Source organism: Pseudomonas sp. CK-NBRI-02 (assembly GCF_008124495.1).
In the GTDB taxonomy this organism is placed as follows: domain Bacteria; phylum Pseudomonadota; class Gammaproteobacteria; order Pseudomonadales; family Pseudomonadaceae; genus Aquipseudomonas; species Aquipseudomonas guariconensis.
The window spans coordinates 61,124-78,435 of the sequence record NZ_VSJH01000008.1; the positions used below are offsets into that span (position 1 = coordinate 61,124).

General features: G+C 63.3%; 15 protein-coding genes. 8 read left to right on the top strand and 7 right to left on the bottom strand.

The genetic code is table 11. From position 1 onward, the window contains the following. Nucleotides 1-10: 10 nt before the first annotated feature. From pqqF to DQ397_RS08120, 7 genes are all read left to right on the top strand, one after another. Nucleotides 11-2,329: a pyrroloquinoline quinone biosynthesis protein PqqF gene (gene pqqF / locus DQ397_RS08090; protein ID WP_043210358.1), complete on the top strand. Its 2,319-nt coding sequence runs from the start codon at nucleotides 11-13 to the stop codon at nucleotides 2,327-2,329. Between the two features lie 167 nt (nucleotides 2,330-2,496). Continuing rightward, on the top strand, nucleotides 2,497-2,568 hold the full coding sequence (gene pqqA, locus DQ397_RS08095; RefSeq protein WP_003243383.1) for a pyrroloquinoline quinone precursor peptide PqqA: 72 nt from the start codon (nucleotides 2,497-2,499) through the stop codon (nucleotides 2,566-2,568). A gap of 78 nt (nucleotides 2,569-2,646) precedes the next feature. Further along, a complete protein-coding gene (gene pqqB / locus DQ397_RS08100; RefSeq protein ID WP_043210355.1) occupies nucleotides 2,647-3,558 on the top strand; it encodes a pyrroloquinoline quinone biosynthesis protein PqqB in 912 nt (303 codons plus the stop codon). Between the two features lie 88 nt (nucleotides 3,559-3,646). Further along, nucleotides 3,647-4,402 carry a pyrroloquinoline-quinone synthase PqqC gene (gene pqqC / locus DQ397_RS08105; protein WP_043210353.1) on the top strand — a complete coding sequence of 252 codons (756 nt, stop codon included), beginning with the start codon at nucleotides 3,647-3,649 and terminating at the stop codon, nucleotides 4,400-4,402. After that, nucleotides 4,399-4,674 carry a pyrroloquinoline quinone biosynthesis peptide chaperone PqqD gene (gene pqqD / locus DQ397_RS08110; protein WP_043210350.1) on the top strand — a complete coding sequence of 92 codons (276 nt, stop codon included), beginning with the start codon at nucleotides 4,399-4,401 and terminating at the stop codon, nucleotides 4,672-4,674. The genes pqqC and pqqD overlap by 4 nt, the downstream gene beginning before the upstream one ends. Beyond that, nucleotides 4,646-5,806: a pyrroloquinoline quinone biosynthesis protein PqqE gene (pqqE, locus tag DQ397_RS08115; protein ID WP_043210349.1), complete on the top strand. Its 1,161-nt coding sequence runs from the start codon at nucleotides 4,646-4,648 to the stop codon at nucleotides 5,804-5,806. Before pqqD ends, pqqE begins: the two co-directional genes overlap by 29 nt. Further along, entirely contained in the window at nucleotides 5,772-7,604 is a 1,833-nt protein-coding gene (locus DQ397_RS08120) for a S9 family peptidase (RefSeq protein ID WP_148921527.1), read from the top strand. The genes pqqE and DQ397_RS08120 overlap by 35 nt, the downstream gene beginning before the upstream one ends. Before the next feature lie 82 nt (nucleotides 7,605-7,686). On the opposite strand, the gene DQ397_RS08125 is transcribed toward DQ397_RS08120, so the two are convergent. Together DQ397_RS08125 and DQ397_RS08130 are read right to left on the bottom strand one after the other, a co-directional pair. Beyond that, the gene (locus DQ397_RS08125) at nucleotides 7,687-7,845 is read right to left on the bottom strand and encodes a YqaE/Pmp3 family membrane protein (RefSeq protein ID WP_009681539.1); all 159 of its coding nucleotides are present in this window, start codon (nucleotides 7,843-7,845) and stop codon (nucleotides 7,687-7,689) included. A gap of 165 nt (nucleotides 7,846-8,010) precedes the next feature. Continuing rightward, complete coding sequence (locus tag DQ397_RS08130) at nucleotides 8,011-9,288, bottom strand: aspartate aminotransferase family protein (RefSeq protein ID WP_043210346.1); 1,278 nt, start codon at nucleotides 9,286-9,288, stop codon at nucleotides 8,011-8,013. Nucleotides 9,289-9,475: 187 nt separating this feature from the next. Here DQ397_RS08130 and DQ397_RS08135 point away from each other — a divergent pair, with 187 nt between their 5' ends. Continuing rightward, complete coding sequence (locus DQ397_RS08135; RefSeq protein WP_043210345.1) at nucleotides 9,476-10,399, top strand: LysR family transcriptional regulator; 924 nt, start codon at nucleotides 9,476-9,478, stop codon at nucleotides 10,397-10,399. A 318-nt stretch (nucleotides 10,400-10,717) separates the two neighbouring features. On the opposite strand, the gene DQ397_RS08140 is transcribed toward DQ397_RS08135, so the two are convergent. The 5 genes from DQ397_RS08140 to bioD all read right to left on the bottom strand — a co-directional run bounded on the left by DQ397_RS08140 (nucleotide 10,718) and on the right by bioD (nucleotide 17,312). Further along, on the bottom strand, nucleotides 10,718-12,496 hold the full coding sequence (locus tag DQ397_RS08140; protein ID WP_043210343.1) for an acyl-CoA dehydrogenase C-terminal domain-containing protein: 1,779 nt from the start codon (nucleotides 12,494-12,496) through the stop codon (nucleotides 10,718-10,720). Nucleotides 12,497-12,627: 131 nt separating this feature from the next. After that, entirely contained in the window at nucleotides 12,628-13,914 is a 1,287-nt protein-coding gene (locus tag DQ397_RS08145; protein WP_090346249.1) for a diguanylate cyclase, read from the bottom strand. 181 nt (nucleotides 13,915-14,095) lie between these two features. Then, nucleotides 14,096-15,901, bottom strand: coding sequence for a phenylacyl-CoA dehydrogenase (locus DQ397_RS08150; protein ID WP_043215854.1), 1,806 nt, complete (start codon nucleotides 15,899-15,901; stop codon nucleotides 14,096-14,098). Nucleotides 15,902-16,217: 316 nt separating this feature from the next. After that, complete coding sequence (locus tag DQ397_RS08155) at nucleotides 16,218-16,514, bottom strand: hypothetical protein (RefSeq protein ID WP_043215853.1); 297 nt, start codon at nucleotides 16,512-16,514, stop codon at nucleotides 16,218-16,220. Nucleotides 16,515-16,631: 117 nt separating this feature from the next. Beyond that, nucleotides 16,632-17,312 carry a dethiobiotin synthase gene (gene bioD, locus DQ397_RS08160; protein ID WP_043215852.1) on the bottom strand — a complete coding sequence of 227 codons (681 nt, stop codon included), beginning with the start codon at nucleotides 17,310-17,312 and terminating at the stop codon, nucleotides 16,632-16,634.

Genomic DNA, 17,312 nt, shown 5'->3' on the forward strand with positions numbered 1-17,312 from the left:
GGATTACGCCATGCCTGACGCCACCCGCCACCTCACCCTCTCCAATGGCCTGCAGCTCACCCTGCGCCACGCCCCGCGCCTCAAACGCGTTGCCGCGGCCATCCGGGTGCATGCTGGAAGCCATGACGCTCCAGCCCAATGGCCTGGGCTGGCGCACTTTCTCGAGCATTTGTTCTTTCTCGGCACCGAGCGCTTTCCCCTGGCAGATGGCCTGATGCGCTACGTGCAGGGCCTGGGCGGTCAGGTCAATGCCAGTACCCGCGAACGCACCACCGATTTTTTCTTCGAAGTCCCGCCCCACGCGTTGGCAGGTGGCCTTGAGCGACTGTGCCAGATGCTGGCGGAACCTGACCTTAGCATCGAGCGCCAACGCCGTGAGCGGGAAGTGATCCATGCAGAGTTCATCGCCTGGGCGCGCAACCGGCAAGCCCAACGGCATTTCGCCCTGCTGCAGAGCGCAGCCCCTGCACATCCGCTGGGCGGCTTTCACGCTGGCAATCGATACACACTGGCCATACAGGCGCCAGCATTCCAGTTGGCGCTGCGCGACTTCCATCGATGCTATTACCACGGCGGGCAAATGGTGCTCAGCCTGTGCGGGCCCCAGTCGTTGGATGACCTTCAAACGTTGGGCACTCGCTTTGGCCTGTTGCTGGCCTCTGGCGATCCCACCGCGCAAGCCCTGCCGCCGAGGCTCTTGCAGCGTGCGGAGCCGGCCGCTGTCAGAGTCGATGATCGTCTCGTCCTGCTGTTTGCCCACGAGCATCTGCCCGAGGGCACCGAAGCCGCCCTGGAGTTGCTGCTCGCCTGTCTGGGCGACAACCGGCCTGGCGGCTGGCTGGCCTATCTGCGCCAGCGCGGCTGGCTGCGCAGCTTCAAGGCCGAGCCCCTTTATGTTCATGCCGGGCAGTTGCTTTGGAGCGCCCAGCTACAGGTAAGCGAAGACGCCTCGCAAGATGAGATCCTGGCCTCGCTCCAAGGCTGGCTGGGCTTTCTGCGCCAGACCGATCACAACGCACTGAACCGCACCCATGCCCAGTTGCAGCAACGTCGCGCATACACGGCCAGCGCTCTGGAACTGGCACGCCGGGATAGCACAGGTCTGCCCTTTCGCCACCTTGACGAGCAGGGCCTCGCGGCCTTGCGCACGCTGCTGGACAGCCTGCCGCACCGCGACCATGGCCACTGGCAACTAGCGCCCGCGGACCCCCTTTTGCTGGCAACCCTGCCTCGCCATGCGCGCGTAGCCCTGCCCGCGAGCCTCACGATCAGCGATGCCTTGCCCGCTTCACGCCGCTTTGCCGCGCTCTACCTGCGCTGGCACGTCAGCTCTCCCTTGGGCCAGCGCTTCCAACCCCTGCTCGAGCATTCGCTACAGCCGCTGGTCGAACGCGCCGAGCGGGCGTCATTGCAGTTGGATTTCACGGCGAGCGGCAATGCCTGGCTATTGCACTGCGCAGGTGCACCACAAGCGGTGATACGCGCACTTGACGAAGCCCTCCCGCTGCTACGCCGACCTGGCGTGGACGACTGGACATCACCATCGGCGTCCAAGCCTGCGTTGGTTCCGATCCGCGCGTTGCTTCAGGCCCTGCCCGATGCGATCCGGCACGACCCGTCTCGACAGCCCGATGACACAGTGCTGGACCAAGCCTCACTTGACGCGCTCTGGCAAACCGCTCGCTGGCAGGGCTTGGCGGTGGGGTTCGCCGCGGCCGAGCAGTCAGCGCTGGCTGCAGCACTGCAGGGGGTGATGGGCACGCCTGAAACGCGCCATGCCCCTCCATCGCTCATGGGTCGTCGTTGGCATGCGCTACAGACCCCAGGCAGCGAACCGGCGCTGTTGCTGTTCTGCCCACTGCCCGCGCACCAGCAAGCCGCTGGCCGTCTGCTCGCCCACTTGCTGCAAGGCCCGTACTATCAGCGTCTGCGAGTCGAATTGCAGTTGGGCTACGCCGTGTTCAGTACCTTTCGTCAGGTCGAAGGTGTCTGCGGGCTGCTCTTCGGCGTGCAGTCGCCCAAGGCCAGCCATGCACAGATCCTCGACCATATCCTGAATTTGCTCGGGCAGAACCTGCCGCTCGACGTGCAAGCCCGCGAAAACCTCGCCGCTCAATTTGAAGAAAATGCCATGAACAATGGCGATGTCGCGCAATGGGCATGGCAGACACACCTGGCTATACAAGCCGACGATCTTGCTGCGCTAAGGCGGTCTATCCTGACGACAGAGCAAACGCATCTGGATCGGCTCAGGCAGGCCCTGCTGACAGCCGAGCATGGCTGGGTGTGCCTGGCCAACGCCCCGGCGCCGGATGCCAGTTGGCACTGAACCCAGCCGGATTGTTACGGAGACTGCAACGGCACTTTTCGAATAATTAACCTTTCGGTACAAATTTTTCTTGTAAGATAGCGCAATCTCAGTCAATGGAACCTCCTCCCCAAGGCGGCGCCAAACAAGTAACTGACCACCCAACCCCATCCGGAAGGAGAACGCCCATGTGGACCAAACCTGCTTACACTGACCTGCGTATCGGCTTCGAAGTGACCATGTACTTCGCCAACCGCTAAGCATCGCTGCGATCAGACGCCTCGGTCCGCCGGGGCGTTTGCGTTTTTTGGCAACGGTTTTTCGGATAGAGAGCAGCCATGTACATCCAGATTCTCGGTTCCGCCGCCGGTGGCGGGTTTCCTCAGTGGAACTGCAATTGCGCCAACTGCAAGGGCTACCGCGATGGCACCTTGCGCGCCACCGCGCGTACCCAGTCCTCCATTGCACTGTCGGACGATGGCGAGCACTGGGTCCTGTGCAACGCCTCGCCGGACATCCGTGCCCAGCTCCAGGCCTTCGCGCCAATGCAGCCAGCCCGCGCCCTGCGCGATACCGGTATCGACGCGATCGTCCTGCTCGACAGCCAGATAGACCACACCACCGGCCTGCTCAGCCTGCGCGAAGGCTGCCCGCACCAGGTCTGGTGCACCGAGATGGTCCACCAGGACCTGACCACCGGCTTCCCGCTGTTCACCATGCTCAGCCACTGGAATGGCGGTCTGGTGTGGAACCGCATCGAGCTCGAAGGCAGCTTCGTCATCCCAGCCTGCCCGAACCTACGGTTCACCCCCTTCCCCTTGCGCAGCGCCGCGCCGCCCTATTCGCCCCACCGCTTCGATCCACATCCGGGAGACAACCTCGGCCTGCTGGTGGAAGACACCCGCACCGGCGGCAAGCTGTTCTATGCCCCGGGCCTGGGCCAGGTCGACGACAAATTGCTGCAGATGATGCAGGGCGCCGATTGCCTGCTGGTCGATGGCACCCTGTGGGAGGATGATGAAATGCAACGCCGCGGTGTCGGCACCCGTACCGGCCGCGAGATGGGCCACCTGGCGCAGAACGGTCCGGGTGGCATGCTCGAGGTGCTGGACGGCTTCTCGCGTCAGCGCAAGGTGCTCATCCACATCAACAACACCAACCCGATTCTCGATGAGGACTCACCCGAGCGGGCCGAAGTGCAACGCCGCGGCGTGGAAGTGGCCTACGACGGCATGAGCATCGAGCTGTAACGAAGCTGCTCGGCCCTTGTGGGAACGGGTTCACCCGCTCCCACAGGCGGCGAAGTCAGCCGATAGTGCGTTCTATGGGAGTCAATTGATGAACGATGCACGACCCATGTCCCCTGCCGAATTCGAGCAGGCCCTGCGCGCCAAGGGCGCCTATTACCACATCCACCACCCCTACCACGTGGCGATGTACGAAGGCCGCGCCACCCGTGAACAGATTCAGGGCTGGGTGGCCAACCGCTTCTATTACCAGGTCAACATCCCGATGAAGGATGCGGCGATCCTGGCCAACTGCCCCGATCGCGAAGTACGCCGCGAGTGGATCCAGCGCCTGCTCGACCACGATGGCGCACCGGGCGAGGACGGCGGCATCGAAGCGTGGCTGCGCCTGGGCCAGGCCGTGGGCCTGGACCCGGACCAATTGCGCTCCCAGGCTTTGGTACTGCCGGGCGTGCGCTTTGCCGTGGACGCGTACGTCAACTTCGCCCGCCGCGCCAGTTGGCAGGAGGCCGCCAGCAGTTCGCTGACCGAGCTGTTCGCCCCGCAGATCCACCAGTCGCGTCTGGACAGCTGGCCCACGCACTACCCCTGGATCGACCCGGCCGGGTACGACTATTTCCGCACCCGCCTGGGCCAAGCCCGGCGCGACGTGGAGCACGGCCTGGCGATCACCCTGCAGCACTACACGACCCGCGAGGGGCAGGACCGCATGCTGGAGATCCTGCAATTCAAGCTGGATATTCTCTGGAGCATGCTCGATGCCATGAGCATGGCCTATGAACTGAAACGCCCGCCTTACCACACCGTCACGGCTGAGCGGGTCTGGCACAAGGGGATCGCCCTATGAGTTTCGACCGCAAGCAAGTCCCCGCCTGGCGCCCGGGCTATCGTTTCCAGTACGAGCCTGCGCAAAAAGGCCATGTCCTGCTATACCCCGAGGGCATGATCAAGCTCAATGAGAGCGCTGGCCTGATCGGCGCGCTGATCGACGGTGAGCGCGATGTGGCAGCGATCATCGCCGAGCTCGAGGGTCAGTTCCCGGATGTCCCGCAAGTCGCCGAAGACATCGAGCAGTTCATGGAGGTGGCCCGTGCCGAACACTGGATCGTCCTCGCCTGAAATGCCAGCCAAGCCCGAAGTCGGTCTGCCGCTGTGGCTGCTCGCCGAGCTCACCTACCGCTGCCCTTTGCAATGCCCGTACTGCTCCAACCCGCTGGATTTCGCCCGGCAGGGTCAGGAGCTCAGCACCGAACAGTGGTTCCGGGTGATGGCCGAGGCCCGCGAGCTGGGAGCGGCCCAACTGGGCTTCTCCGGCGGCGAGCCGCTGGTACGCCCGGACCTGCCCGAGCTGATCGGCGAAGCCCGCCGCCTGGGCTATTACACCAACCTGATCACCTCCGGCATCGGCCTGACCGAGCAGAAGATCGCCGCCTTCAAGCAGGCCGGGCTGGACCACATCCAGATCAGCTTCCAGGCCAGCGACGAGCAGGTGAACAACCTGCTGGCAGGCTCCCGGAAGGCCTTCGCCCAGAAGCTGGAGATGGCCCGCGCAGTGAAGGCCCATGGCTATCCCATGGTGCTCAACTTCGTCACCCACCGGCACAACATCGACAAGATCGACCGCATCATCGAGCTGTGCATCGCCCTGGAAGCGGATTTCGTAGAACTCGCCACCTGCCAGTTCTACGGTTGGGCGCACCTCAACCGCCTGGGGCTGTTGCCGAACCGCGCCCAACTGGAACGGGCCGAGCGCATCACCAACGAATACCGCGAGCAACTCAAGGCCGCGGGCAACCCCTGCAAGCTCATCTTCGTCACCCCGGATTACTACGAGGAACGCCCCAAGGCCTGCATGAACGGCTGGGGCAGCCTGTTCTTGACCATCACGCCCGATGGCACCGCCCTGCCCTGCCACGGCGCACGTCAACTGCCGGTGCAATTCCCCAACGTGCGCGACCACGATCTGCGGCATATCTGGTACGACTCCTTCGGTTTCAACCGCTTCCGTGGCTACGACTGGATGCCCGAGCCCTGCCGCTCGTGCGACGAGAAGGAAAAGGACTTCGGCGGCTGCCGCTGCCAGGCCTTCATGCTCACAGGCGATGCCAGCAACGCCGACCCGGTGTGCGCCAAATCCCCTGATCACGGCATCATTCTCAAGGCCCGTGAAGAAGCGCAAACCGCCCAGTTGACCATCGAAGAGATGACCTTCCGCAATGAGCGCAATTCACGAATCATCACCCGCGGCTGATTTCAGCGCCGCCCAGGCGGTCGCGGCCAGCACCGATTTCGCTGAGCTCAAGGTCGGTGCCAACGGCGTATTCTGGAACGAATTCCGCCCCGCCGATGGCGCCTGCCGCCTCTGGCATTGGCGCAACGAGCAGGCCCACTGCCTGACGCCGGACGGCTTCAGCGCCCGCAGCCGCGTCTATGAATACGGCGGCGGCAGCTTCTGCCTTGGCGGCGACGGCGTGGTGTTCGTCAATGAAGCCGACCAGCAACTCTATACCCAGGCCCTCGATGGCTCCCCACCGCGTCCGCTGACCCAGGATGCGCAGTGCCGCTATGGCGATGTGCTGTGGCATGCGCAACGGGTACTGGCGGTCGAGGAGCGCCATGGTGTGTCGGTCGAGCATCGGCTCGTGGCCATCGGGCCCGAGGGGCGCGAAGTATTGGCCGAAGGGGCTGATTTTTATGCCTCGCCCACCCTCAGCGACGATGGACAGCGCCTGGCCTGGATCGAGTGGGACCGCCCCGCGCAGCCCTGGACCCAAACACGCCTGATGTGCCAGGCGCGCAACCATGACGGTCGTTGGGGAGCAGCGTTTTGCCTGGCAGGGCATGGGACGCGGGAGGTTTCACTGCAACAACCGCGCTTCGATGCCCAAGGGCAGCTCTACTGTCTCTCTGACCAAAATGGTTTCTGGCAACCCTGGGGCGAGCTGGGTGGCACCTGGCAAGCCTTGCCTGCCGCAGCCGCCGACCATGCCGCCGCACCTTGGCAACTGGGCGCCAGCACCTGGCTGCCGATCGGGCCGCAAGCGTACCTCGCCAGCTGGTTCGAGGATGGGTTCGGGCTGCTGGGGCTGTACGGCGAAGATCGTCAGGTTCAGCGCCTGGGCCGTGAATACACGCGCTTTCGCAGCCTCGCCGCGGATGACGGGCATGTCTATGCCATCGCCGCCTCGCCCCTGACCCCGCCTGCGGTCGTCGCGTTCGATCGGCACACCGGCCGGAGCAGGGTACTTGCCGGCGGTGGCCTTGCGTTACCCGCCGACCGGGTCAGCCGCCCGCGCCCCATCCACTACCCCAGTGGCGATGGCCAGGCCCATGGCTTCTTCTATCCTGCCGTCGGCGCCGAAACCCCTTCGCCACTGGTGGTGTTCATCCATGGCGGACCGACCTCGGCCTGCTACCCGGTGTTCGATGCACGCATCCAGTACTGGACCCAGCGCGGTTTCGCCGTGGCCGACCTCAACTACCGGGGCAGTACCGGCTATGGCCGTGCCTATCGCCAGGCCCTGCACCTCAACTGGGGCGAGCTCGATGTGCAGGATGCCTGCGCCGCCGTCGACCATCTGGCCAAACTCGGCCTGGTCGACCCGCGTCAAGCCTTCATCCGCGGCGGCAGTGCCGGGGGCTACACCACGCTGTGTGCCTTGGCCTTCCATGATGTGTTCCGCGGGGGGGCGAGCCTCTATGGGGTCAGCGACCCGGCCGCCCTCGACCAGGCCACCCACAAGTTCGAAGGCGATTACCTGGGCTGGCTGATCGGTGATCCGCAGCTCGACCAAGAACGCTATCGCCAACGCACGCCGTTGCTACACGCGGCCCAGATCAAGGTGCCGGTGATCTTCTTCCAGGGCGAGCTGGACGCCGTGGTAGTGCCCGAACAGACCCGCGCCATGCTGGCCGCACTCAAGGCCAATGGCATCGAAGCCGAAGGGCACTTCTATGCCGGTGAGCGGCACGGGCTGCGCAAGGCGCAGAACCTGGCGCACGCGTTGGAGGAAGAATGGAAGTTCTATTGCCGGGTGCTGGGGCGATAGACATCGGAGGCCTTTTCGCTGGTAAGACCGCTCCCGCAAGACGGGCAATGAGCCGTGGGGGAGCAGGCTTACCCGCGAAGTGTCAGCGCTTGGCGATGATATACACCGCGTGCACGATGCCCGGAATGTAACCCAGCAATGTCAGCAGAATGTTCAGCCAGAACGCGCCGCCGAACCCGACCTGGAGGAATACGCCCAGTGGCGGCAGGATGATAGCGATGATGATGCGGATGAAATCCATGTTCGTCTCTCCTTGGAAGGGTTTCAAAAGAGACTAGCCGGGCCACGCCAGGGTTCCATGACCAAGCGCCAGGCAAAAAAAACGCCCCGAGCCAAATACTGCTGGCCAAGGGCGATGCGCAGGAACGCGAGACGGTTCGGTGAAATTCGTGGCGCCCGGGGCCGGTCAGGCCGAAACCTCGCGGCGACTGTGTTGCTGGGCATGCAGGCGGGCGAAGGCGCGGGCCAAGCGCAGGAGCATCTCGTCGATGTTGCCCTTGCTCACGGTCAGCGCTGGAGAGAAGCGCACCACATCGGCCTGCGGTGCGTTGAGCAGCAGCCCCTCGTGCAGCGCCGCCTCGACCAGCTCGCGGGCCAGGTCCTCGTGCAACTGCAGCGCCCAGAGCAGCCCTTGGCCACGCACTTCGCCCTGGCCATAACGACCGGCCAGGCGGCTGAGGCCGTCACGCAGGTGGCGACCGCTGTCCTGCACGTGTTCGAAGAAGCCTGGCTCGAGCACAGTCTCCAGTACCGCAAGGCCGGCCGCGCTCATCAGCGCGTTGCCATGATGGCTGCCCTCCAGTTCGCCCGGCTCGGCGCAGCATGCGCTGCCGCGGGCCAGCAAGGCCGCCAGCGGCACACCACCACCCAGGCCTTTGCCCAAGGTAATGATGTCGGCACGCACGCCGTAGGTCTGCTCGGCGAGCAGGGCGCCACAACGGCCGATGCCCGTCTGCACCTCGTCGAGGATCAGCAGGATGCCGAGTTCGCGACACAGACGCTCGACCCCTTGCAGATACTCGCGAGTCGCCGGGATCACCCCCGCTTCGCCCTGGATCGGCTCGAGCATGATCGCCACGGTGCGCGAGTCCACGGCGGCGTGCAGGGCCGCGAGGTCGTTGAAGGGCACCTTGCTGAAACCTGGCAGGCCAGGCTCGCAGCGATTGCAGGGCAACGGGTCGGAAGCCGACAGCGCCCCCAGGCTGCGTCCATGGCAGGCCTGGCTGGCAGTGATGATGTGATAGGCGCCGTTGCGATGCAGCTGCCCCCATTTGCGCGCCAGCTTGATGGCGCCCTCGCAGGCCTCGGCACCGCTGTTGAGCAGGTAGGCTTGATCGCTGCCGGTGCTCTGGCAGAGGCGATCGACCAGACTCAGCAAGCCACGACTGTGGAACCCCGCGCCAGGGTTGATCAGCGCCTGGGCCTGGTTGCCCAGGGCCTTGACCAGCACGCTTGGGCTGTGGCCGAGACTGTTGACGGCGCAGCCCTGGGTGAAGTCCAGGTAGGCATGGCCTTGGTTGTCCCACAGCCAAGAGCCCTGGCCTCGTACGAACACCTGAGGCGCCCGCTCGGCGCTTGGCATCAGCCGTTCGCGGGTCGGCTCCGACGCCGCTGGCGCGCTCACCGGAGCAGGCTTGGGCTCGGCAGCGGCAGGGGCCGAACGGCGCAGGTTGAACAGGTTCATCGGGGCTCCAGCCATCTGGGTCAGGGTCGGCAGCGGTTTATTTTGCCTTGCCTATCAAAAGTGTTTTTCCCTGCAGGTAACAATCGGCTCGGCGAGCGCTGTAACCCTTTGGAATACGGCGATAGACTAGGCTTCAAGCCGACATTCGGCCATTCCGTTTTTCCAGCTTTTTCGATAAGTAGATCTTATGGATTTTCGACAACTGCGCTATTTCGTCGCGGTGTATGAAGAAGGCCATGTGGGCAGGGCCGCCGAGCGCCTGTCGCTGTCCCAGCCGGCGTTGTCGCAGCAGATCCGCCAACTTGAACACAGCCTCGACCTGAGTCTGTTCGAGCGCAGCAACAAACGCCTGCTGCCGACCCTCGCCGCCCATACCTTGTACAACCACGCCCTGCCCTTGCTTGACGGCCTGCAGCGCGCCCATGAAGCGATGCGCAACTTCAAAGGCCAGTCTCTGCGTACGCTGGCCATCGGCGTACTGCAGACCGTGCGCCCGAGTTTGGTACCGCAATTGCTGGAGCGCGTGCGCCGGGCTCAACCGCACCTGGTGGTGCAGATCTATGAGTTGTCAGGGTTAGAAATCGAGCGGCGCCTACTTAATGGCAGCCTGGATATCGGCATCAGCTACCTGCCGCCACGCCAACCGGGCTTGCATGGATTGCTGTTGTACGAAGATGAACTTCAATTGGTCATCCCCAATACCCACCCCTTGAAGGACTTCAAGAAAGTCTCGTTGCGCCAGGCGGCTGAGTTGCCGATGCTGATGCTCGGCGAAGAGTTCCAGATTCGGCAGATCTGGCAGGCGCAACTGGCCAGCCTGGGGCGCAGGCCGCAAGTGCAGGCGGAGATGAACAACATGGCGGGGATTCTCGACAGCCTGGCCCATACCGCCTTGGCAACCATCCTGCCCGGCCGGGCGAAGGATGCCACCGAAGATGACCAGGACTTGCTGTGGAAGCCTTTGAGCGAACCGAGGGTGCCGCTGAAGGTCGGCCTGGTGTTCCGCGATGCCCAGCGCCAGCAGGCCTCGGTGGAACTGCTGCGTACACTGCTGGAGGAAGAGACCGACGCCCGCCTGCCAGGCGTTTCGCCCTTGGACGTGCTTGGCTGAAAAACGAGCGGACAAAGAAAACCCCGCCGAAGCGGGGTTTTCCAGACTGTTTCCCTTGACATCCTTATCGCCCCGCCACCCTGGCAGGAAATCCTACGTTGTCCCTGTTCTGTCCATTGCGCATCCTGCGCTACGTCCATGGGGTGAAGATTAGCCCTGGATCCAATTTCAGAAAAGAGGAAAAAAGCCACCGCGTCGTGTAAGAAATCACTTACACAAAAGTCTCAAAAGACGACATGCTGTGGATTCGCACTCGAAAAAAAGCCCACTCCTACCTGGCCGTGGTGACCGTGTAGGAGCGGGCTTACATGGGCGATATCAGAACTGTGCGGCGTCGAGCAGGTATAACGTCTCGCTACCGGCTTTCACCGATGCCACCAGCGAATTCACGCGCGGCAGCAGACGGGCAAAGTAGAAGCGCGCGGTGCCAAGCTTGGCACCATAGAACGCCTCGTCGTCCTTGCCGGCCCGAGCAGCGCGCGCCATCAAAGCCCACATGTAGCCATAAGCCACGTAACCGAACGCCTGCAGGTACTCCACCGAGGCCGCACCGATCTCGTTGGGGTTGCCCTTGGCCTGCGCCAGTACCCATTCGGTCAACCCGTCCAGCTCGTCGAGCGCGGTGGCCAGTGGCTGGGTGAACTCATCCAGCTCGGCACCGGCGCTGGCAATGAACTGACGGATCTCATCGGAGAACAGGCGGTAGAACGCGCCGCCACTGCCGATCACCTTGCGTCCCATCAGGTCCAGGGCCTGGATGCCGTTGGTGCCTTCGTAGATCTGGGTGATTCGCACATCGCGGACCAGTTGCTCCTGCCCCCATTCGCGGATGTATCCGTGACCGCCGAACACCTGCTGGCCGTGAACGGTGCACTCAAGGCCCAGGTCGGTGAGGAAGGCCTTGGCCACGGGGGTCAGCAACGCTACCAACTCTTCGCTGCGCTTGCGCGTGGCGGCATCTTCGCTGTACTTGGCGCTGTCCAGTTGCAGGGCGACATAGGTGGAGAAGGCACGCCCGCCTTCGATCAGCGCCTTCATGGTCAGCAACATGCGACGCACGTCGGGGTGGACGATGATCGGATCGGCGGCCTTGTCCTTGGCCTGCGGGCCGGTCGGTGCCCGGCTCTGCAAGCGTTCGCGGGCATACTCGACAGCGTTCTGGTAGGAGCGCTCGGCCGACGCCAGGCCCTGGATGCCAACACCCAGGCGCTCGTAGTTCATCATGGTGAACATGGCCGCCAGGCCTTTGTTCGGCTCGCCCACCAAGTAACCGGTGGCGTCATCGAAGTTCATCACGCAGGTGGCCGAGGCCTGAATGCCCATCTTGTGCTCGATCGAGCCGCAGGTGACCGGGTTTCGTGCCCCCAGGCTGCCATCTTCGTTGACCAGGAACTTAGGCACCAGGAACAGCGAGATGCCTTTGGGACCCGCCGGCGCATCCGGCAGCTTGGCCAGCACCAAATGGATGATGTTCTCAGTCAGGTCGTGTTCGCCGCCGGTGATGAAGATCTTGGTGCCGCTGACCTTGTAACTGCCGTCAGCCTGGGGCTCGGCTTTGGTACGGATGATTCCCAGGTCGGTACCGGCATGGGGCTCGGTCAGGCACATGGAGCCGGCCCAGACACCGGCGTACATGTTGGGCAGGTACTTTTCCTTCAGTGCCTCGCTGGCGTGGGCGTTGATCGACAGGCAGGCACCTGCGGTCAGCATCGGGTATAGGCCAAAGGCAAGGCTGGAGGCGTTGACCATCTCTTCGACCTGCGCCGAAATGGCTTTGGGCATGCCCATGCCGCCAAACAGCGGGTCACCGCCCACGCCCACCCAGCCGCCTTCGGCGTAGGTCTTGTAGGCCTCGATGAAGCCAGCCGGGGTGCGCACGGTGCCGTTGTCCCAATGGCAGCCTTCTTCGTCGCCGCTACGGCTTAGCCCAGCGATGGTCTTGCCGGTGACCTTGCCCGCCTCTTCCAGAACAGCCATGGCGGTATCCTGATCGACCGCCTCGGCCAGGGCCGGCAGTTGGGACCAGAGCTTGGCCACCTCGAAGACTTCATTCAGAACGAAACGCATGTCGCGCAGCGGCGCTTTGTACTCAGCCATGACAACCTCTCGCTATCAGGTCGGGGCGATCCCTCAGGATCGCGACACTAGGTTGGAGCCAGTGTAACCGAACAACTTTTACGAGACATAGGGTCATCATGCGACTGATAAGTCAGTTTCAGTCACCACGATCACGACGCCATGCGAACCGCCCCGCGCCGGGAATGCTGCCCGAAAACCATGACGCAGTTACGACCGGCTCCCTTGGCGCTGTAGAGCGCCTCGTCGGCTGACTTGAGCACCTCGTCCGGTGAACGATGATCCACCTGGCGTTCCGCAACCCCAATGCTGATGGTCACCGAGACCGTACTGCCCGCGCCGCCCGCGCGGCGCTGACGTCCGGTCGAATCGTCCTGTGGGCGGCTGTTCTGGTCACGCAGCTGGATCGCATAGTTGGCAATCATTTCCCGCACCGCTTCCAGGTGGGGCGTGCACTCCTCGACCGTCTTGCCGGCAAAGACCAGCGCGAACTCCTCGCCACCGTAGCGATAGGCGCGCCCACCCCCGGTCACACGCCCCAAGCGACTGGCCACCAGACGCAACACCTGGTCACCGACATCGTGACCATGGGTGTCGTTGAATTTCTTGAAGTGGTCCACATCGGTCATGGCGATCACGTAGTTGCGCCCCAGCCGCTGCATGCGCTCATTCAGAGCGCGGCGCCCCGGCAGGCCAGTCAGCTCATCGCGAAAGGCCATTTGATAGGCCTCGTGAGACACCGCCGCTGCGATCATCAGCATGACCTGACTGCACATGATGTTGAGGGTGAACGGCAGGATGAATGTTTTGGGCAGCATCCAGAAGATGCCGATCAGACCGATGATCTGCGCCGCATGCAAGGGCCGTGGCTGGCGCAGGTACTGCACCACCAAGAGCACGAACATCCCCAGGAACAGTGGATAGGCCAGCTGGATCAGGCTCATCCATTGACCATGCAGCGATGGCCAGCGAATCTCCGCCAACCAGCTCAGCAGTGCCTGGGGAAAACTCTGCTCCAACGCCACTGCCACGCTGCCGACGGCGAACAGCACGGCGAAGCGGGCGAGCAGGTCTTGGGCCAGGTGGGTGCGCTCCTGCCACGCCGCGAACAGCCCGAACAGGAGGGGCAACAGCAGGCAGACCAGATGGAACACGACCGCCGCATCCTCTCGGACCCGGCCGTTGTCGCGATAGAAATCGGTCTGCGTGTCGAGCAGGAAGTAGGCGATGTACACCGTGACCATCAAGAACAGCTCGCGCTGGCGACGGTACACGGCGCAATAGGCACCGCCGAGCAACAACACCAATGTCGGCAGTACATTGAATAGGGAGGTGAAGAAGACGCTGAGGTCCCTCACATAAGCTGCCGCCAGCCCCGACAGCAACAGGAACAACGAAGGCAGGAAATGGCTCGCGCGTACAGCGGATAGACGAAACAAAAGGCAATCTCCGACCCGGCAGATCAATAATAGCATTGTGCCTCTAGTTCATCGGCAGCGCACATGAATAGATGAATACACGGAACGTTTAAACGATTGCTGGATGTGTGCTTGCAGCGCCAGGCAAAAAAAAAACCGCCTGCCGGTGAAGGCAGGCGGTTTTTCCTGGTTACCGCTTGGCTCAGCAGGACAGACCGAAGTCTTCTTCCTTCATGGCCATCAGGTTGCCCGCGCCGGACAGCATGGCCGCCACGTGCGCACGGGTACGCGGCAGGATACGCTGGAAGTAGAAGCGCGCGGTTTGCAGCTTGGCAGTGTAGAACGCCTCTTCGCTGGTGCCGGCGGCCAGCTTCTCGGCAGCCAGGCGGGCGATGTCGGCCCAGAAGTACGCCAGGCAGGCGTAGCCGGAATACATCAGGTAGTCCACCGAGGCAGCACCGACTTCTTCGCGGTCTTTCATCGCGGCCATGCCCACCTTCATGGTCAGTTCGCCCCACTCCTTGTTCAGCGCGGCCAGCGGCTCGACGAATTCCTTGACGGCTTCGTTGCCTTCCTGGGCCTGGCAGAACTTGTGCACGATCTTGGTGAAGCCTTTGAGCGCCTCGCCCTGGGTCATCAGCACCTTACGACCGAGCAGGTCCAGGGCCTGGATACCGGTGGTGCCCTCGTACAGCATGGAGATGCGGCTGTCGCGTACGTTCTGCTCCATGCCCCACTCGGCGATGAAGCCATGGCCACCGTAGATCTGCACACCGTGGTTGGCAGCCTCGAAGCCAACCTCGGTCATGAAGGCCTTGGCGATCGGAGTCATGAAGGCCAGCAGGGCGTCGGCTTTCTTGCGCTCTTCCTCGTCCTGGCTGTACTTGACGATGTCCACTTGTTTGGCGGTGAAGTAGACCATGGCGCGGTTGCCTTCGGCGAAGGCCTTCATGGTCAGCAGCATGCGGCGCACGTCCGGGTGGACGATGATCGGGTCGGCTGCTTTGTCTGGCGCTTTCGGGCCGGTCAACGAACGCATCTGCAGACGCTCGCGGGCATACTTAAGGCCACCCTGGAAAGCCACTTCGGCGTGGGCCAAGCCCTGCAGCGCGGTGCCCAGGCGGGCGGTGTTCATGAAGGTGAACATGCAGTTCAGGCCCTTGTTGGCAGGGCCGATCAGGAAGCCGGTGGCGCCGTCGAAGTTCATCACGCAGGTGGCATTGCCGTGAATACCCATCTTGTGCTCGATGGAGCCACAGCTCACGGCGTTGCGCTCGCCAACACCGCCTTCGGCGTTGGGCAGGAACTTCGGCACGATGAACAGCGAGATGCCTTTGGTGCCCGCCGGGGCATCGGGCAGGCGGGCCAGGACGATATGGACGATGTTGTCGGCCATGTCGTGCTCGCCAGCGGAAATGAAGATCTTGGTGCCGGACACCTTGTAGGTACCATCCGCCTGGGGCTCGGCCTTGGTGCGCAGCATGCCCAGGTCAGTACCGCAGTGCGGCTCGGTCAGGCACATGGTGCCGGTCCACTCACCGGTCACCAGCTTGGTCAGGTAGGTGTGCTGCTGCTCGGCGGTGCCGTGGGCAGACAGGGTGTTCATGGCGCCGTGGGACAGGCCTGGGTACATGCCCCAGGACCAGTTGGACTCACCGACCATTTCGCTGATGGCAAGGCCCAGGGACTCAGGCAGACCTTGGCCGCCATGTTCCACGTCATGCGCAAGGCTCGGCCAGCCGCCTTCGACGAACTGCTGGTAGGCCTCCTTGAAACCGGTCGGGGTCTTAACGCCAGACTCGCTCCAGGTGCAGCCTTCCAGGTCACCGACACGGTTCAGGGGCGCCAGCACCTGCTCACAGAACTTCGCGCCTTCCTCGAGGATCGCGTCGACCATGTCCGGCGTGGCGTCCTGGCAACCCGGCAGGCTCTGATAATGCGCCTCGTAGCCGAGCAGCTCGTCACGGACGAAGCGAATATCACGCAAGGGGGCTTTGTAATCAGGCATAGCGATGAACCTCTGTGATGAGTCCAGTGGAGAGACCGCAGGTACCAACCAGCTCTTGGCGGCTTTCGGTCAAACAGTTGTTTGAAACTTACGTTTAGCCCCGCCCAATGTCAAGGATGGACTATGGTGCCATTTACGCCGCGAAACACGACATAAACGCCATAAGCGCCGAAGCGACCCTGGATGCCGCAGCCTGTTCGCAGGTTTAACCGCGAATAGGACGACACAGACAACGGAGCCGTCTGGTTGAGGTCAGAAAATCAGCGGATAGAACCGCCGCTCTACAAGGAGTCTAGGCGGTGGATGGGGGGTTGGATCAGACGTAAGTATCGATGAACCGGCCAAGCATCTCGTCCGAGGCTTTGGCGACTTTCACGCCCAATGCGACTTCATGCTTGCCCAGCGCCAACTCGACGGTGCTGGTGGCCAGGTCCATCTGCTGGCTGCGATCGACCGCTCGCAGGCGTTCGGCTTGATAGTCGCTGGACTGGCTGGTGGCGGCACGCTCGACGGTGCTGCTGGCGATTTGACTGGCGGCTTGGTCGACTCGGTTCTGCCCGGCCTGGATGGCGCCAAGGCCAGCGTAATAGGCAGTGCTACCGGTGATTTCCATGTCAGGACTCCAAAGACGCAGGATGCGAGGTCAGGCTTATTAAAGCAGCCGAAAGCGTAAAAGGCCCGTTTAAATACCTAATAGCCTTGTGCCACTTAATAGACAATGTTGAGCGCGTCAATCCAGAAGATCCAAGTGCAGGTGCTCCGCCACGGCCTCGGCTGTGGCCTGCTTGAGCTTCGGCACCCGTCCCAGGCAAGGCGCCGGCAATCGCTCGGCGAGGCTGGCGAGGTTTTCTTCCAGACGCGACGTCCGCGGGTCGACGATATTGGCCACCCATCCTGCCAGTGGCAGCCCATCACGGGCGATGGCTTCAGCGCTCAGCAAAGCGTGGTTGATGCAGCCCAGGCGCACGCCCACCACCAGGATCACCGGCAGCTTCAAGGCGATAGCCAGGTCCGACAGATGGGCATGGGCGGACAACGGCACCCGCCAGCCCCCTGCCCCCTCCACCAGTGTGAAGTCGGCCCCTTGGGCCAGTACATGCTGCATGGCCTGCAGCAGCACCGGTACGTCCAGGCTGACCCCTGCCTCACGGGCCGCCACATGCGGAGCGATGGCCGGCTCGAATGCGAATGGATTGACCTGCTCGTAGGGCAGCTTCACCGAGCTTTCGGCGATCAAGGCCAGGGCGTCGGCGTTGCGCAGGCCCTTGGCGCCTGGCGTGCAGCCGGATGCCACCGGTTTGGCGCCCAGGGTGCTCAAGCCCTCCAACCGCGCCGCATGCAGCAGCCCGGCCGCGATGGTGGTCTTGCCGACATCGGTGTCGGTGCCCGCGATGAAATAGGCCTGGCTCAT

Bases quoted from the DNA above. Each gene is read 5' to 3' on its own strand.
- pqqF (WP_043210358.1), top strand. From the start codon at position 11: ATGCCTGACGCCACCCGCCACCTCACCCTCTCCAATGGCCTGCAGCTC.
- pqqB (WP_043210355.1), top strand. From the start codon at position 2,647: ATGTACATCCAGATTCTCGGTTCCGCCGCCGGTGGCGGGTTTCCTCAG.
- pqqC (WP_043210353.1), top strand. From the start codon at position 3,647: ATGAACGATGCACGACCCATGTCCCCTGCCGAATTCGAGCAGGCCCTG.
- pqqD (WP_043210350.1), top strand. From the start codon at position 4,399: ATGAGTTTCGACCGCAAGCAAGTCCCCGCCTGGCGCCCGGGCTATCGT.
- DQ397_RS08120 (WP_148921527.1), top strand. From the start codon at position 5,772: ATGAGCGCAATTCACGAATCATCACCCGCGGCTGATTTCAGCGCCGCC.
- DQ397_RS08125 (WP_009681539.1), bottom strand. From the start codon at position 7,845: ATGGATTTCATCCGCATCATCATCGCTATCATCCTGCCGCCACTGGGC.
- DQ397_RS08130 (WP_043210346.1), bottom strand. From the start codon at position 9,288: ATGAACCTGTTCAACCTGCGCCGTTCGGCCCCTGCCGCTGCCGAGCCC.
- DQ397_RS08135 (WP_043210345.1), top strand. From the start codon at position 9,476: ATGGATTTTCGACAACTGCGCTATTTCGTCGCGGTGTATGAAGAAGGC.
- DQ397_RS08140 (WP_043210343.1), bottom strand. From the start codon at position 12,496: ATGGCTGAGTACAAAGCGCCGCTGCGCGACATGCGTTTCGTTCTGAAT.
- DQ397_RS08150 (WP_043215854.1), bottom strand. From the start codon at position 15,901: ATGCCTGATTACAAAGCCCCCTTGCGTGATATTCGCTTCGTCCGTGAC.
- DQ397_RS08155 (WP_043215853.1), bottom strand. From the start codon at position 16,514: ATGGAAATCACCGGTAGCACTGCCTATTACGCTGGCCTTGGCGCCATC.
- bioD (WP_043215852.1), bottom strand. From the start codon at position 17,312: ATGAGCCAGGCCTATTTCATCGCGGGCACCGACACCGATGTCGGCAAG.